Origin of the sequence: Actinopolymorpha sp. B11F2, from assembly GCF_040195635.1 — a bacterium.
Lineage (GTDB): Bacteria > Actinomycetota > Actinomycetes > Propionibacteriales > Actinopolymorphaceae > Thermasporomyces.
On record NZ_JBEFTX010000008.1, the window covers coordinates 220,138 to 235,787 of the forward strand.

Below are 15,650 nucleotides of genomic sequence, written 5' to 3' on the forward strand. Positions count from 1 at the left end.
CGGGATCTTCCTTCTGCCGCTCGTGGCGACGACGTGGTACCCATCCGCTGCTCCCTGAGGCTCAGTACCACGGCGCGAAGCGGCCGGGGCCGAGCCTGTTGTCGCGGTCGAGCTGGGTCTTCAGCGCACGCAGGAGCGGCAACGTCGCCGGCGCCGGGCCCCAGCTGGGGACGAGGTCGTCGAGGCCGGCGATCCTGCGGTGGAGAGTGACACTGCCGCCGCGTTCCAGCACCGCACTTCGCCAGGCCGCGACAACGGCCGCGTGCGCTGCGGCCTCGTCGCCGCGGATGCGTACGGTGTGGACGCCGATGCCGACGCTCGACGTGAGCGTCGCGTCGATGTCGTGGTCGGTGGCGAGGGCGTCGAGTCGGGCCGCAAGGTCGGGCAGGTCGCTGGCCCGGCTGCCGACGCGCAGGACCGTGTCGCCAGGTGCTCCGCGTACGACGTCGGCGATCTCGTCCCAGGCGGCCGATTCGCCGGCACCGTCGAGGACGTCGGCGCTGCCTTGTGCCAGACCGGAGTCTTCGCGGACGAGGTCCGTGGCCTTGCCCAGGCGGGTGGTGACACCTGCCCGCGTGCCCTCGAAGCGAACCAGCAGGCGTCCTGCGTACCACTCGACGGCGACAGGTTCGAGGGGCGATGCGAGGAGGCCGCTCGCGCACGTGAACGCCGTCGGGACGTCACATACCACCGCGAGCGTGCCGGTCGCCTCGGGCAGCGGATGGACGCGGAGGACCACCTCGACCACCAGTCCGAGGGTGCCGAGCGAGCCCGAGAGGACCTTGGCCAGGTCGTATCCGGCGACGTTCTTGATGACATGTCCGCCGGAGCGGGCGACGATGCCGTCGGCGAGGACGACGGTGACGCCGATCACCAGATCGCGCAGGGTGCCGTAGGTGGCGCGGAGTGGTCCGGCGTCACCGGTCGCGAGCAGCCCGCCGACCGTCGCGCCCTCCGGCACCCTCGCGGCGTCGAGAGCGACGCGTTGCCCGTCGAGCTTGGCCTGCAGATCCCGGAGCGCAATACCCGCACCCACCGCGACGGTCATGTCAGCCGGGTTGTACGCAAGGATCTGGTCGAGCCCGGTGGTGTCGATGATGGCGGCCGCGTCGCGGACGGGCCCGCCCCACGACTGTGCGGTGCCGGCGCCACGCAGCAGGACGCGCAGACCGGCGCCAGCGGTATCGGCCATGGCGTCCCGTGCCTCGCGCAGGTCGACCGGCCGCGTCGCGGGAAGCACCGGCGTGGACTCAGAGCCGCTCGATGACACCGGCAGCCTCCAGCGGATGTGGACGGAAGGGTCCCGGTCGCTCGCCGCACAGACGCGGCGTCGGCAGGACCTTGCCGGGATTGCAGACCCCGTCGGGATCGAACGCACGGCGCACGCGGTCCATGGTCGCGAGGTCGTCCTCGCCGAACATCACCGGCATGGAGCACGCCTTGTCCGTGCCGATCCCGTGCTCGCCCGACAGCGACCCGCCGAGTTCGACGCACAGTTCGGCGATCTCCTTGGACAGCTTCTCGGCCCGCTCGTGCTCGCCCTGCTTCTCGTCGTAGAGCACGAGCGGGTGGAGGTTGCCGTCGCCGGCGTGGAAGACGTTGGCGACCCGCAGCCCGGCCTCGTCGCCCATCGCGCCGATCCGGTGGAGGGCCTCGGAGAGGCGTGTACGGGGGACCACGCCGTCCTGGACGAAGTAGTCCGGGCTGATCCTGCCGACGGCGGCGAACGCGGCCTTGCGACCGGTCCAGATCCGGGCGCGTTCGACGTCGTCGGCGGCGACCCGGATCTTCGTCGTACCGTTCGCCTCGCAGATCTTCTGCACCGCCTCGAAGAGGCCGGCGCACTCGTCGGCGGGCCCGTCGAGCTCCACCACCAGTGCCGCGGGGGTCTCGAGGGTGTACCCGGCTCCGACCGCGGCCTCCGACGCCACGATCGCGAGGTGGTCCATGATCTCCATCGCGGCCGGGACGATGCCGGCGCCGATGATGTCGGTCACCGTGTGGCCGGCCTGCTCGATGGACGGGAAGTCCGCCAGCAGGGTCCGGACCGACTCGGGCTTGCGGAGCAGGCGTACGACGATGCTCGTGACGATCCCGAGAGTGCCCTCCGAGCCGACGACCACTCCACGCAGGTCCGGACCGGCGACTTCGGGTGACGGGCCGCCGAGGGTGACGACGGCGCCGTCGGGAAGGACGACCTCCATGGCGAGGACGTGGTGGGTGGTGAAGCCGTACTTCAGGCAGTGTGCGCCGCCGGAGTTCTCGGCCACGTTGCCGCCGATCGTGCAGACCTGCTGGCTCGACGGGTCGGGTGCGTAGTAGAGGTCGTGCGGCGAGGCCGCCCGGCTGATCGCGAGGTTGGTCACCCCTGGCTCGACGGTCGCGGTGCGGTTGACCGGGTCGACCCCGATGATCGAACGCATCCGCTGGAGCGAGACCACGATCCCCTCGGCGACGGGGAGAGCGCCTCCGGACAGGCCCGTGCCCGCACCTCTCGCGACGAACGGCACCTTCGCCTGGTGGCAGGCTGCGACGACCGCCGCGACCTCCTTCCCCGACGTCGGGAGGACGACCAGTGCCGGCGTGACGCGGTAACCGGTGAGCCCATCGCATTCGTAGGTACGAAGCTCGCTGGGCTCGGCGATCACGCCTCCTGGACCGACGATGTCCTGAAGCGAAGTGCGTAGGCGTTCGATGACCGTCATGACCCTCCGGCTCCTGCTGCGGCGCGCACCACCCACGCTAACGTGTGCCGATGCCCGCGGGCGGCAGGCTCGATGCCTGGTGACGCTCTTGGCCACCGCTGTGCGCCTCCGCGTACTCCCGCGCGCCTGGCACACATTCCGCCGCTCATCCCGTGATCATGATGGTGATCATGAAAGAAACCTGGGTCCATACGCCGAGAAACTTTCATGATCATGGAACAGGGGCAGTCGGGGGAGGGGCTGGGGTACTGGTGGGGCGTGGGCGCAGGAGGAGGGCCAGGAGCACGAGCGCCACGGCGACACCGGTCATGATCCAACCGATCCGGTGCAGGCCCGCGCTGCTCAGATCGTGCTCGAAGACCACGCCGAGCACGCTGGTCGCCGAGATCGCTCCGAGGTAGCGGAACGTCTGGAACAAGCCGCCGGAAGAGCCCATCCGGTCACCGGGACTCGCTTCGTACAACGCACTCTGCAGGCCGAGGTTGTTGAATCCGCCCGGGATACCGAAGAGCAGGGCGACGGCGACGAGGACCACGATGGGTGTCGCGTCCGACAGGACCTGGACGAGGACCGTCGCGAGCAGGAGGACCAGCGACCCGAAGACCAGCGTCGCCCTGGATCCCCGCTGGCGGACGAGCCGGGCCGCGACCGGCGTCATGAGAACACCCATCGCCGCGATCGGCAGCACCAGCAGGCCCACCGTGTCCGCCCCGAAGCCCCGGACGGACCCCAGCCACAGCGGCAGCCCGAAGAAGACGCAGTAGAACACCAGGTTGAACCCGCCCTGCTGGCCGAGTACGGCCGAGAGTCCGCGGTTGGCCACCAGGCCGCGGATGTCGAGGAACGGCGTCACCGTCGAGCGCTCCCGGAGCACCAACAGGACCGCCAACCCGGCGACGACCACCGCGAGCCACCACAGTGCCCCGCCCTCGATCGAGAGGACGAAGACGAGCAGCCCCGTGAGTGTGCCACTGAACAGGAGGATGCCCGGCAGATCGACCGTGGCGAGGAGGGATGTGTCGCCCGAAGGCCTGGTGGGGACCTGAGGGAGGACCCGGAGGGCGAGGACGATGCCGACCAGCGTGAGGGGCACGTTGACGAGGAACACCGCCTCCCACCCGGCGAACGCCACCAGGAAGCCGCCGAGGACGGGACCGAGGGCGGCGCTGGTGGACGCGGCGATGCTGAGGAAAGCGAGGGCGGCGGCCGGCGGCCGAGGGCCCGCGGTCGTCGAGTCAGGGTTTCCCATCGCCGCGGCGCGGATGAGAACGAGCGCCGCGGGGAAGGCGGTGGACGTACCGGCCGCGAGGAGGACGCGGACTCCGACCAGCCACCAGAAGCCGGGAGCGAAGGGAGCGAGTACGCAGGAGACGCACACGAGCGTCAGCCCACCGACGAACAGCCGACGCGCCCCGAAGAGGTCGACGAACCGTCCCATCAGCGGTTGGCCCACCGCGGCGGCGAGGTAGAACCCGCTCACCAACCAGGTGGCGGTCGCCACGCCGACGTCGAACTCGTGCTGCAGTGGTACGAGCGCGACCGCGATCATGGAGGAGTTGAGGGGATTGAGCAGCGTTCCGAGGACGACGGTGGCGAGCAGCCGGGTCGGCACTCCCCATCGGTCCTCTGACACGCCCTCCATCCTCCTAGAGGGTCGCAGCGAACGGTCGGCGGACTGTCGACCGGAGCTGCCGCGTTTGTGGCCGATGTGCTAGACGTTGCCAATAGCCGGGAGAGTAGTCCGGAAAGAAAGGTGCAGATCGTGGCCGACATCACGGTGGCAGGCCCCCGTGTCGAACGAGGCGAGGAGATCCTCACCAGCGAGGCGCTCGCATTCCTACGCGACCTGCAGGAGCGGTTCGGCGCGCGGCGCGACGAACTGCTGGCCAGGCGACGGGAGCGGCGTGCGGAGGCGGCCCGGACCGGCCGGCTGGACTTCCTACCGGAGACCCGTGAGGTGAGAGACGATCCGTCGTGGCGCGTCGCACCGGCACCCGCTGACCTCCAGGATCGCCGCGTGGAGATCACCGGACCGACCGAACGCAAGATGACGATCAACGCCCTCAACTCCGGCGCCAACGTGTGGCTCGCCGACCTCGAGGACGCCAACACACCGCACTGGGCCAACGTCGTCGGCGGTCAGGTCAACCTCCACGACGCGATCCGGCGGCAGATCACCTTCAGCTCGCCGGACGGCACGACCCGCACGCTGCGCGACGACGCGCCGCTCGCGACGATCGTCGTACGCCCCCGCGGGTGGCATCTCGACGAGCGGCACCTGCACGTCAACGGCACACCGCTCGTGGGTGCGCTCGTCGACTTCGGGCTGCACTTCCTCCACAACGCCCGGGAGCTGCTCGACCGTGGCAGCGGACCGTACTTCTACCTGCCGAAGATGGAGAGCCACCTCGAGGCCAGACTCTGGAACGACGTCTTCACCTATGCCGAGGAGCGGCTCGGCATCCCGGCCGGCACGGTCCGGGCGACGGTGCTCATCGAGACGATTCCTGCGGCGTTCGAGATGGAGGAGATCCTCTACGAGCTGCGCGAGCACGCCTCGGGACTGAACGCCGGCCGCTGGGACTACCTCTTCAGCATCATCAAGACCTTCCGTGACGTGGGCCCGTCGTTCGTCCTGCCAGACCGCAACGCCGTCACGATGACGGCACCGTGCATGCGCGCCTACACCGAGCTCCTGGTGGCGACCTGCCACCGGCGGGGGGCGTTCGCGATGGGCGGCATGGCGGCGTTCATCCCGAGCCGGCGCGATCCCGAGGTCAACGAGCAGGCCCTCACGAAGGTCCGCGCCGACAAGGAACGCGAGGCGAACGACGGCTTCGACGGTTCCTGGGTCGCCCACCCCGACCTCGTACCCATCTGCAAGGAGGTCTTCGACGCCAAGCTCGGCGACCGGCCCAACCAGCTCGACCGGCAGCGCGACGACGTGCACGTGATCGCCGAGGACGTGCTGGATGTGAAGTCGACCCCCGGGTCGGTCACCGAGGCCGGCCTGCGCAACAACATCGCGGTGGCGTTGCACTACCTGGCGGCCTGGCTCGGCGGCAACGGGGCGGTCGCCATCTTCAACCTGATGGAGGACGCCGCGACGGCCGAGATCTCGCGTTCGCAGATCTGGCAGTGGATCAACAACGCGGTGACGCTCGACAGCGGCGAGGTCGTCACGGCCGAGTTGGTGCACCGGATCGAGGACGAGGAGCTGGCGCACATCCGTTCCACCGTGGGCGACGAGGCGTACGAGTACGGCCAGTACGACGAGGCGCGGGACCTGTTCGAGCGCGTGGCCCTGTCCTCGGACTATGTGGACTTCCTCACGATTCCGGCGTACGACCTGATCGACTGACGTGGCGGCTGGCGGGGGAATGACCACGCTGAGCGGGTGAGTCGCCTCGCCAGGTGGCTGGATACCTCGCCCGCCCGGTGGCGACTCGCCTTGCCTGGTGGCGACCCGCCTTGCCTGGTGGCGACTCGCCTCGCCCGGTGGGTAAGTAGCCATGCCAGCGAGGCCAGTGGAATCTCGACGGGTGTCGACGCCTTGCTGAGGTCCCATTTGCCTGCTCAGCGTGGTCATTGCCGCCGGGGGACAGTTGGGCGGATCGCGGTCAGAAGAGCGTGAAGCCGCCGTCGATCACGATGACGGACCCGGTCATGAAGCTCGACGCGTCGCTTGCGAGGAAGACGACGGCAGGTCCGAGCTCGTCAGGCAGGCCGTAGCGTTTCATCGCGGCGGGTTCGACGCACCACTCGTGGTACTCCGGCTGGTCCACCGGTGACATCTCGGTGAGGAAGTAGCCGGGCGCGAGGGCGTTGACCCGGATGCCGTGTGGTGCCCACTCGGCGGCGAGCGCCTTGGTGAGCTGGTGGACCGCAGCCTTCGACGCGAGGTACGACGGCTGCCACCGCGGCTGGTTGACGATCATCGCCGACATCGAGCCGACGTTGACGATCGTACCGGCGCCCCGCTCGACCATGTGCCGGGCGACGGCGCGAGAGCAGTACCAGAGTCCGTCGACGTTGGTCGCGAAAACCTCGTGCCACGCGGCATCAGGTGTCTCCAGTGCGCGGCCGGGCGCGCTGATCCCGGCGTTGTTGACGAGGATGTCGACCGGTCCCAGGTCGTTCGTGACGGTCGCTACCATCTGCTCGACGTGGGCGGTGTCGGTGATGTCGGCCTGGACGGCGATCGCGCGGATCCCCTGCCGAGCCAGGTCATCGGCCGCCTGGCGTGCGGCGTCGATGCCGCGGGCCGCGAGCGCGACGGCGGCACCGGCCTCGCCCAACGCCTGCGCCATCGCCCGACCGAGCCCGCGGCTGCCGCCGGTGACGAGGGCGACCTTTCCCGCGAGCGAGAACTTCTCCAGCACTGTCATGGCAGACAGTTCAGCACTGTCATGAGAGTTCTGTCACGGCCGTCCAGTCACGGCAGGCTGCCGGACACCGGTGGCACGGGTAGGCCGAAACCGGGAGCTTCGGACAGGTGGAGCATCCCGTCGACCAACCGGTAGCTGTCGGCGCGGACTCCTTTCGTCCGCCCTGGTACGCCCTCGACCGCGACGACGTTGCCGAGCCCGGCGGCGAGATGCGCGGCGTACAACGTCTTCAGCGGTCGGCCCCATGCGTGCGGTGATGCCTGCGCGCCGGCCGCCCGCAGGCGAGGCATCACCTGGCGCCAGGCGGTGAACCCGAACGTCACGACGTCCATGAGCAGAACGTCGAGCAGTCCGTCGGCCGCTAACTGGAGAAGGAAGGGGACGTCAGGATCGCGTTCCCCGTCGGCGACGAGCGGGCGTGACTCGAGTTGGTCGAGATAGCGGCGCAGCCGGCGCAGATAGGCGCGGGTCTCCCGGAACGGCTCCTCCACCCAGAACAGCCCGCAGTCGGCGACCGCATCGAGGTAGGCGAGGAACTCGCCGGTCGTGTAGCCGTCGTTGGCGTCGACGAGGATCCGCGCGTCGGGGTGGGCCGCCCGGACCGCGCGGGTCACCTCGATGTCGCGGCGGATCCCTTCACTGGCCGGCATCCAGCGGTGGCCGCGTCCGATCTTGAGCTTGAACGCCCGATAGCCGAGTCGCCGGTCGGACGCGCAGTTGGCGAGGACCTTGTCGATACCGCGGGCCGGGTTCTTGACGGTGAGGTCGTCGAGGTAGATCGCCCCGTCGTAGCACGGAACGGCCGTCTGTCCCGCATCTCCGAGGAGACGAAACACCGGCTTGCCGAGAATCTGGCCGGCCAGGTCGTGGAGCGCGAAGTCCAACGGGAGGGCACGGGGATCGGTCACGCCGACGTCCGGGTCGAACAGGTCGGCCACCCTGCGCCCGACCAGGTAGTCGGCGGGCCCGACCTCGCCGGCGGCGATGCCCCAACCGATTGCTCCGGCGTTCGTCTTGACGACGGCGACCTGGAAGGTTCCGCCGGCACCGTGGGATCCGAGTCGGGCGTTGCGTCCGATGGTCCTCGGATAGCGGTCACGGAGGTTTCCGGTGATGACCCGAGCAATGCGGTGACCCGCGAGCGCGGACATCAGTGCCGGATGCAGACGTACGGCATCACGGTCGGGAGGCTCCGGCGCGCGCCGCCAACCGCGACATCGCTACGCCAGTGCAGTTGGGGACTTCGCCCGCGATGACGGTCTCCGCGCAGGATGGTTCTACGGTGACTGGTTCCCTGCCGGGGCCAATGTCTCGCCGTCACCGCGCACACCTCTCATCTGCCGATTCTCTGCCGAGAGTTCACCGGATGCCGTCGACCGGGAATGACACCCGTGTCGGCCGGAATGTTAATAGCGCACTAGGCCTGAAGTGTCCAGAAAGTCCCGGTTCACCCGGGCTCAAGTGGCCGCTGCCGGCCGCAACCAGTCCGCTAGCGGCGGCGTAGGGACGTCGAGGGCGTAGCGACTCTCGGTGTCGACGATGTGCCAGGCGACCTGCCGGACCGTCCGCCAGGAGGCGTACGAGGGAAGTACCCGGTGCGGGTCGTCCCAGTCGAGCACCGCGTCCGGGCACGCACGCACGAGCGCCATCACGTCCCGGCGACTGTCGGCGAGGACCGCCAGGGTGGCGCGCCGTTCCGCGTCCGTCGCCGGCCGATGGTCCCGATGGAACGCCCGTTCGTCACCACGGACGCGTTCGGAGACCACCAGGTCGGCGTCCTTGCCGAGCTGAGAGTTCAGGTCGCCGAGCGCCTTCGCCTCGTCCGGACCCTGGCCACACCGGCCCCACACGTCGACCTCGAAGCTCCAGGCGGCCGACCCGTGGTCGAACGCCATGGCGACATCGTTCTCCACATACACCTGGACCCGCGTGCGCATGCGTCCAGGTCTACCTCGTCACGCGCACCTCGTGGGCGGCGGTGTCGGGCAGGTCGATCGTGACATTGGCACTGCCAGCGGCCAGGTCGACCGGCACCGGCTCACCGTCCACGGTCACTCGCGGGTCCTCACCGAAGCCCGACACCGTGAACGTGGCCGAACCTGCCGCATAGCCCCGGACCGACAGGTCCAGCGTGCGGCCGGGGGAGTACGCCGTCACGTCGATGTCCACGTCACTGTGCGGCGCGACCGCCACGGGGAACGGTGTCAGCTCTCCCTTGCCACCGCCCCTCACCTGGTAGAGCACGGGGAAGCGGAGCGAGTCGGCCTTGATCGCGAGCCGGTAGGCCTCGACGTACCGGTTCTTCGCCAGCGCCACCCTGGCGGCGGCGAGCAGCACCTTCGCCTGTGTGTCGCCTGGGCCGAGGTCGTCCCCTACATTGTCGATGGCGTCGGCGGCGTCGCGACGCCACTGGATCACCAGGCTGCGGTCGCGTTCGGCCGGCATGTCGAGTCCGACACGAAGCGCGAGCTCCCCGCCCGTCGTCCCGAACGTGTACGCCGGAGCCGATCCGCCACCGACCTGCTCGACCGTCACGTCGTACGTCCGTCCCTTGTCCAGCGGCACCACGGGGACGTCGAAGGAGGTCCAGCCACTCGCCGGGATCTCCGCGCCCGACAGGTGCCGCATCGTCACCACCCGTCCGGTGTCGTCGGTGACCGTGAGCCGTAGCGGGGCAGGGGATCCGGTGCGTTCGGTCCGGACGTCGACCTTGCTCATCAGTCGCAGGTCGCCCGCGGTGAACGTCGTCGACACCGACCGCTCACCGGCCACCTCACCGTCGGGTGGGGCATCGCGGACGACGTCCCACGGATGCAGGTCGTCGACGAACGGGTTCACCCAGGTCGCGCCCGCGTCCGGCGAGTCGGCTCCCTGCCAGTTGTAGATGGACGTGTAGCGCGATCCGTTGACGTAGGTCTGCCGCAGCAGCATCGTCTTGTCGGGTGCGTAGCCGGAGACGGAGTTCTCGAGGTTCGGGTTGGCGATCCGGCCGAACTCCCGGCTCTTCTGCAGGTGCCAGAAGCCGCCCTTGGTGTAGTCGTCGAGCTCGATGTACTCCGAGCCTGGCCGTGCCCGGTGGACGATGCCCTGCGCGATGCTGGGGTGCACGTCGTCCCAGTACGGCTCCTGCATGCGGGAGTACACCTCGGCGTGCACGTTGTGCCGGAGCCCGTCGGTCGGGAAGACAGCGCCGTCGGCGCCGGCCTCGATCCGTTGCCGCGGAAGGCCCGCGTAGAAGACGTCGGCGAACAGCTGCTGTGGGTAGGACTGGTTCCTGAAGAGCCAACGCTTCTCCGCCTCCGACAGCCCGTCGGCCGGATCCAGCACGACCCCTTCCGCCTTGGCCGCCGCGACCGTGCTGGGGTTGTAGTCGGCATACAGGTCACGCCGTTCGACGCCCCCGTTGTAGTCCGTGTACGCCTGGTCGGCCACACCCTTGCCGCCCCGCTTCGACCAGTACGTGCTCTCCATCGTCGTCGAGAAGTCCAGCACCCGGTCCGCTTCACCGCTGCGCTGCAGGTCCCAGACGAGTGGCCGGACGACGCCGAGTGACTCGTCCGCCTTCTTCTCCAGATAGGCGTTCAGGTCGGGGTTCCGCCACGTGAGCCACGGCGTGCTGCCCCAGATGTTGGGTACCGAGAGCCCGTAGCGTGGTTCGTAGGCGTCGCCGAGGAGGTCGTCGAGGCGCTGGTCGCGGAACACGTCCTTGTCGGGCCCGGTCTGGTCCTGCGGGCTCCACAACACCTGGTGGTACTCGAGGTCGCCGAACGTCCCGCCCTTGCCGTCGGGCACTCCATCGGGTGTGCCCTCCCAGTCGCTCGTGGACTCGATGCCGAACGGCAGGCCGTACTCGCGGGAGAGCCGCAGCCACAGCTGGTAGTTGGCGCTCATCTGCGCGGCGCTGCGTACCGGGAAGTAGTCGAGGACCGCCATGCCGCGGGCCACCTCGGGACTCTCGTGGATGGCGGACTTCACGTAGTCGAGCCGGCTGCGGAAGTACGCCTCGCCGCGGTGGTCCTGGCCCAGCACGAACACCATCCGGTCGGGCACCCGCATGTCCTGGGCGTTGACCATGCCCGGCAGGTCGGCGTACGCCCAGATCTCCCCGACGTACGCCGGCTCGGCGGTGCTGCCCTCGACCGTGACGACGACCTCACCGTCGCCGATGACGGCCGGGTCGGCGGAGTCGAGGAAGAACGAGGAGTACGGACCGCCTCCGGGATCACTGGTCGCGGGATCCCTGACGTAGAAGAGGGTTCCGTCGAGGAGCACCCGGAAGCCGAACGCCTCACCCCACGCGTCGTTCGGCCGGATCTCCCTGAACTGCAGGGTCAGCGGTTGTGTGCGGTCCACGTCGAGTCGCACGCTGAACCGGCCACCGGTGCGGACCGCCCGGGCGGTGTACGCCTCGGTGAGCTGGCCGGCCTCGACCTCGCCGCGTGCGGACGTGGCAGGGCCGCTCGTGGAGAGGCGATGCGCCCTCTCGCTGCCGGCGTCGCCGAGCCGAACCATGTCGGTGACGCCCACGGCCGCCGAGCCCGCAGTGCTCGCGGCGCTCACTGCAGGGTCGGCGGCGACTGCTGCCGGCGTCCCACCGGTGGCGATGGCTGCGCAACAGAGACCGAGAGCGAGGGCCGGGCCGAGCAGCCGGCGAGCACACAGGGCGCGGGTTGGCATGCTTGCATACCTCCATGGCACGAAGGACGCGGTGCCGGAATAGTCGACGCCTGGCAAGGCCCGGTCAACGCGCATGGCGCTGTCCGGACGCCTGCCGACCGCCACCGGTCACGACCCGACCTACGCTGAAGGGATGCAGACGTTCCTGCCGTACGACGACTTCGCGGCCAGCGCCCGGGTCCTCGACCGGCGCCGGCTGGGCAAGCAGCGGGTCGAGGCCCTGCAGGTGCTCCGCGGACTGACGAGAGCCGGCTACGGATGGCGCCACCACCCGGTCGTACGCATGTGGGCCGGCTACGAGGAAGCGCTGGTGCGGTACGGCCTGGAGGTCTGCCGGGTGTGGGCGGAAGCTGGCCGAGGCGACACCTGCGCCGCCAGCCTACGGACCGAGTACCTCAGCCGCACCGGCCGCGACGTCGTACGTGTCCAGGAGGAGTTGGAGCGGGCGAACGATCTGCCGCCCTGGCTCGGCGACCAGGCGTTCCACCACAGTCACCAGTCGGCGCTGGTTCGCAAGGACCCCGCCTACTACGGCGCACAGTTCCCCGACGTTCCCGACGACCTGCCCTACGTGTGGCCGGCGTCAGACCGCGAGACAGCGCAACGACGCGGTGCGTGACGCGGGGGTCAGTCCTCACAGCGGGATGTTGCCGTGCCGGCCCCTGGTCGCCTCCGCCTCGGCCAGCGCTGACGCCAGCCGGGTCCGGGTCTGTTTCGGGGAGACCACCTCGTCGATGACACCGAGCGAGACGGCCTTGTCGAGCCCGCCGACGAGCTTCTCGTGCTCGACCGCCAGCTCGGCCTCGACCTGCGGCCGGATCTCCGGTTCGACCTCGGCCAGCTTGCGCCTGTGCAGGATGCGGATCGCCGCGATCGAGCCCATCACCGCGATCTCCGCGGTCGGCCAGGCGAATGTCCTGGTCGCGCCGAGCGCCCGGGAGTTCATCGCGATGTACGCACCGCCGTAGGCCTTGCGCGTCACGAGCGTCACCCGTGGCACCACCGTCTCGGCGAACGCGTGCAGCAGCTTCGCCCCGCGCCGCACGACACCGTCCCACTCCTGCCCGACGCCAGGGAGGTAGCCGGGCACGTCGACGACGACGATCAGGGGAACGCCGAACGCGTCACACATCCGGACGAACCTCGCAGCCTTCTCCGCCGAGGTGGAGTCGAGGCAGCCGCCCAGCCGCAGCGGGTTGTTGGCGATCACCCCGACGGTACGCCCACCGAAGCGGCCCAGGGTCGTCACGATGTTGGGCGCCCAGCGGGGATGGAGTTCGACGCCAGTGCCCTCGTCGAGTACGGCGTCGAGCAGCGGGTGGACGTCGTACGCGCGGCGGGCGGACTCCGGTAGCAGGTCGGACAGGTCGGTGTCGTCCACCGCCGAGATGTCGACCTCGCCCTGCGTGCCGAAGAGATCGGCCAGCCGGCGTCCCTCCTCGAGCGCTGCCTGTTCGGTCTCGGTGACGATGTGGACGACGCCGGAGCGGCGACCGTGCGGCTCCGGACCGCCGAGCCGCAACATGTCGACGTCCTCACCTGTGACCGAACGCACGACGTCGGGGCCGGTGACGAAGATGCGGCCCTCCGGACCGAGGATGACCACGTCCGTGAGTGCCGGACCGTACGCGGCCCCACCAGCCGCCGGCCCCAGCACCACCGAGATCTGGGGGATCTTGCCGGACGCGCGGGTCATCGCGTGGAAGATGCGGCCGACCGCGTGCAGCGACAGCACTCCCTCGGCGAGCCGCGCACCGCCGTTGTGCCACAGACCGATGACGGGTACGCCGTCGGCGAGGGCGCGATCATAGGCGGTGACCACGACCTCGCACCCTTCGTGGCCCATCGCCCCGCCCTGGATGGTGGGGTCAGAGCAGAAGGCCACGACTGGTCGACCGTTCACCCGGCCGGTGACCGCGAGCATGCCGCTGGCGTCCTCGGGTGTGAGGAACTCGATGCTCTCCGGGTCGAGCAGGGCGGCGAGCCGGTTGCGCGGGTAGCGCGGGTCCTGCTCGCGTGGCGGTCTGGCCGGCTTGGCGGCGGAGCCGCCCGCCGCGGGATCGGCCGCGGTGCCGGCCTGGTTCTCGGTGACGGTCACGTTCCTTTCACTCCGGTCGCTAGGTCGAACGTTTCGCCGGGTGGTCGACCCGCGCTGTCGCGCTCCGACCACTGTCCCACCCAGCGCCGGTCAGCGACACACACTGGCGTCGACCCGAGTCCTTCAGGGCGTACGGAACGCGATGACGAGGTTGTGACCACCGAACCCGAACGAGTTGTTGATCGCGGTGAGCGGGCCGTCCGGCAGCTTGCGCGGTTCCGTCGCGACGTCCAGCGCCACCTCGTCGTCGAGGTCGTCGAGGTTGGCCGTCGGCGGGACGACGCGGTGGTGGAGGGCTAGGACGGTCGCGATCGACTCGGCGACACCGGCGGCCCCCAGCAGGTGGCCGAGCGACCCCTTGGGGGCTGTGACGATCACCCGCTCAGCGAACTTGCCCAGTACCGATCGGATGCCCACAGCCTCGGCGATGTCGCCAGCTGGTGTCGACGTCGCGTGGGCGTTGATGTGGCTGAGCTCCTCCGGCGCGATTCCCGCGTCGGTGAGGGCCTCGCGCATAGCTGCGGCGTTGCCCTTACCCGCGGGGTCCGGCTGCACGATGTGGTGACTGTCCGCCGACGCGCCCGCTCCGGCGACCTCGCCATAGATGCGTGCTCCGCGCCGCCGGGCGTGCTCTTCGGACTCGAGCACCATGGCGGCGCCGCCCTCACCGAGGACGAAGCCGTCACGGGCCTTGTCGAACGGCCGGGACGCCCGCTCCGGCTCGTCATTGCGGCGGGAGAGCGCCATCATTGCGCCGAACGCCGCCACCGGCAGCCGGTGGATGGCCGCCTCGGCGCCCCCCACCATCGCGACGTCGGCCTTGCCCGAACGGATGATCTCGAGCCCGTGCCGGATCGCCTCGTTGCCCGAAGCACAGGCCGCGACCGGCGTCTGGACCGCCGCGCGAGCGCCGATGTCGAGGCCCACCCAGGCTGCGCCACCGTTCGGCATGATCATCGGGATCGTGTATGGCGACACGTGCCGGGGGCCCTTGGCCTGCAGGACGTCGTAGATGTCGAGCATGCTGATGAGACCGCCGATGCCCGACGCGACCGAGACCGCGATGCGCTCACCCGGAACGTCGGCACCGTCCAGTCCCGCGTCCTTCCACGCCTCACGAGAGGCGACGAGCGCGAACTGTTCGTACCTGTCGAGCTTGCGCGCCTCCACCCGCGGGATGACCTCGGTGGGGTCCACCGCGGCGGGAGCGGCGACTCGGGCGGGCAGGTCGGCGAAACGCTCGTCGGTGAGGGTTCTCGCCCTGGAACGCCCTGCCAGCAGGCCCTCCCAGGTCGAGGCGACATCGCCGCCGAGCGGGGTCGTGGCACCTAGTCCTGTGATGACAACCTTGGTGCTCATCGGGATCTCCCCATTTCTTCGTACTGCAGAAACATCTGTGCTTTTCCCATCGCGTGGTGCGGACGCGGCCGGCGGGTGGGATGTTCCGGGTCATCGCCCACCCGCCCGGCCGCGCCGTCGTCAGCCCTGTGACTGCTCGATGAACGCGACAGCGTCGCCGACGGTCTTGAGGTTCTTCACCTCGTCGTCGGGGATCTTGACGCTGAACTTCTCCTCGGCCGCGACGACCACTTCGACCATCGACAGCGAGTCGACGTCGAGGTCGTCGGTGAACGACTTGTCGAGCTGGATGTCCTCGGCCGGGATTCCCGCGACCTCGTTGACGATCTCCGCGAGCCCTACGCGAATCTCCTCGGTGGTGGCCATACGTTGATGCTCCTTCTTCTGTTTCGAGTGTGATGCCGCGCCCGGGGATCGAGGGCG

At 69.7% G+C, this 15,650-nt stretch carries 12 protein-coding genes; 2 read left to right on the forward strand and 10 right to left on the reverse strand.

Translation table 11 applies throughout. The features are described from left to right. Nucleotides 1-61 precede the first annotated feature (61 nt). The 3 genes from ABN034_RS16910 to ABN034_RS16920 form a co-directional block, all read right to left on the reverse strand. Entirely contained in the window at nt 62-1,270 is a 1,209-nt protein-coding gene (locus ABN034_RS16910; protein ID WP_349691960.1) for an FAD-binding oxidoreductase, read from the reverse strand. Continuing rightward, a complete protein-coding gene (locus ABN034_RS16915) occupies nt 1,251-2,705 on the reverse strand; it encodes an FAD-linked oxidase C-terminal domain-containing protein (RefSeq protein WP_349691961.1) in 1,455 nt (484 codons plus the stop codon). Before ABN034_RS16915 ends, ABN034_RS16910 begins: the two co-directional genes overlap by 20 nt. 211 nt (nt 2,706-2,916) lie before the next feature. Then, entirely contained in the window at nt 2,917-4,338 is a 1,422-nt protein-coding gene (locus ABN034_RS16920) for an MFS transporter (RefSeq protein ID WP_349691962.1), read from the reverse strand. Between the two features lie 129 nt (nt 4,339-4,467). Between ABN034_RS16920 and aceB the strand changes: the two genes are divergently transcribed. Then, on the forward strand, nt 4,468-6,066 hold the full coding sequence (aceB, locus tag ABN034_RS16925) for a malate synthase A (RefSeq protein WP_349329195.1): 1,599 nt from the start codon (nt 4,468-4,470) through the stop codon (nt 6,064-6,066). Between the two features lie 259 nt (nt 6,067-6,325). Here aceB and ABN034_RS16930 read toward each other — a convergent pair whose 3' ends face one another. The 4 genes from ABN034_RS16930 to ABN034_RS16945 all read right to left on the reverse strand — a co-directional run bounded on the left by ABN034_RS16930 (nt 6,326) and on the right by ABN034_RS16945 (nt 11,770). Then, on the reverse strand, nt 6,326-7,093 hold the full coding sequence (locus ABN034_RS16930; protein ID WP_349691963.1) for an SDR family NAD(P)-dependent oxidoreductase: 768 nt from the start codon (nt 7,091-7,093) through the stop codon (nt 6,326-6,328). Nucleotides 7,094-7,140: 47 nt separating this feature from the next. Next, nucleotides 7,141-8,244, reverse strand: a complete 1,104-nt coding sequence (locus ABN034_RS16935) for an enolase C-terminal domain-like protein (RefSeq protein WP_349691964.1) — start codon at nt 8,242-8,244, stop codon at nt 7,141-7,143. Between the two features lie 306 nt (nt 8,245-8,550). After that, nucleotides 8,551-9,030, reverse strand: coding sequence for a hypothetical protein (locus tag ABN034_RS16940; RefSeq protein ID WP_349691965.1), 480 nt, complete (start codon nt 9,028-9,030; stop codon nt 8,551-8,553). Between the two features lie 10 nt (nt 9,031-9,040). Then, nucleotides 9,041-11,770: a hypothetical protein gene (locus tag ABN034_RS16945; protein WP_349691966.1), complete on the reverse strand. Its 2,730-nt coding sequence runs from the start codon at nt 11,768-11,770 to the stop codon at nt 9,041-9,043. A 133-nt stretch (nt 11,771-11,903) separates the two neighbouring features. On the opposite strand from ABN034_RS16945, the gene ABN034_RS16950 reads away from it, so the two are divergent. Beyond that, the gene (locus ABN034_RS16950) at nt 11,904-12,389 is read left to right on the forward strand and encodes an MSMEG_6728 family protein (protein WP_349691967.1); all 486 of its coding nucleotides are present in this window, start codon (nt 11,904-11,906) and stop codon (nt 12,387-12,389) included. Between the two features lie 15 nt (nt 12,390-12,404). Here ABN034_RS16950 and ABN034_RS16955 read toward each other — a convergent pair whose 3' ends face one another. From ABN034_RS16955 to ABN034_RS16965, 3 genes are all read right to left on the reverse strand, one after another. Continuing rightward, a complete protein-coding gene (locus ABN034_RS16955) occupies nt 12,405-13,868 on the reverse strand; it encodes an acyl-CoA carboxylase subunit beta (protein ID WP_502879056.1) in 1,464 nt (487 codons plus the stop codon). A gap of 123 nt (nt 13,869-13,991) precedes the next feature. Then, nucleotides 13,992-15,227 carry a beta-ketoacyl-[acyl-carrier-protein] synthase family protein gene (locus ABN034_RS16960; protein WP_349691968.1) on the reverse strand — a complete coding sequence of 412 codons (1,236 nt, stop codon included), beginning with the start codon at nt 15,225-15,227 and terminating at the stop codon, nt 13,992-13,994. A gap of 120 nt (nt 15,228-15,347) precedes the next feature. Beyond that, complete coding sequence (locus tag ABN034_RS16965) at nt 15,348-15,593, reverse strand: acyl carrier protein (protein ID WP_349329202.1); 246 nt, start codon at nt 15,591-15,593, stop codon at nt 15,348-15,350. Nucleotides 15,594-15,650: the final 57 nt, after the last annotated feature.

What these genes read in the sequence shown, in the direction of transcription:
- ABN034_RS16965 (WP_349329202.1), bottom strand. Translation starts at nt 15,593, where the DNA reads ATGGCCACCACCGAGGAGATTCGCGTAGGGCTCGCGGAGATCGTCAAC.
- ABN034_RS16940 (WP_349691965.1), bottom strand. Translation starts at nt 9,030, where the DNA reads ATGCGCACGCGGGTCCAGGTGTATGTGGAGAACGATGTCGCCATGGCG.
- ABN034_RS16915 (WP_349691961.1), bottom strand. Translation starts at nt 2,705, where the DNA reads ATGACGGTCATCGAACGCCTACGCACTTCGCTTCAGGACATCGTCGGT.
- ABN034_RS16960 (WP_349691968.1), bottom strand. Translation starts at nt 15,227, where the DNA reads ATGAGCACCAAGGTTGTCATCACAGGACTAGGTGCCACGACCCCGCTC.
- ABN034_RS16950 (WP_349691967.1), top strand. Translation starts at nt 11,904, where the DNA reads ATGCAGACGTTCCTGCCGTACGACGACTTCGCGGCCAGCGCCCGGGTC.
- ABN034_RS16935 (WP_349691964.1), bottom strand. Translation starts at nt 8,244, where the DNA reads ATGTCCGCGCTCGCGGGTCACCGCATTGCTCGGGTCATCACCGGAAAC.
- ABN034_RS16930 (WP_349691963.1), bottom strand. Translation starts at nt 7,093, where the DNA reads ATGACAGTGCTGGAGAAGTTCTCGCTCGCGGGAAAGGTCGCCCTCGTC.
- ABN034_RS16945 (WP_349691966.1), bottom strand. Translation starts at nt 11,770, where the DNA reads ATGCCAACCCGCGCCCTGTGTGCTCGCCGGCTGCTCGGCCCGGCCCTC.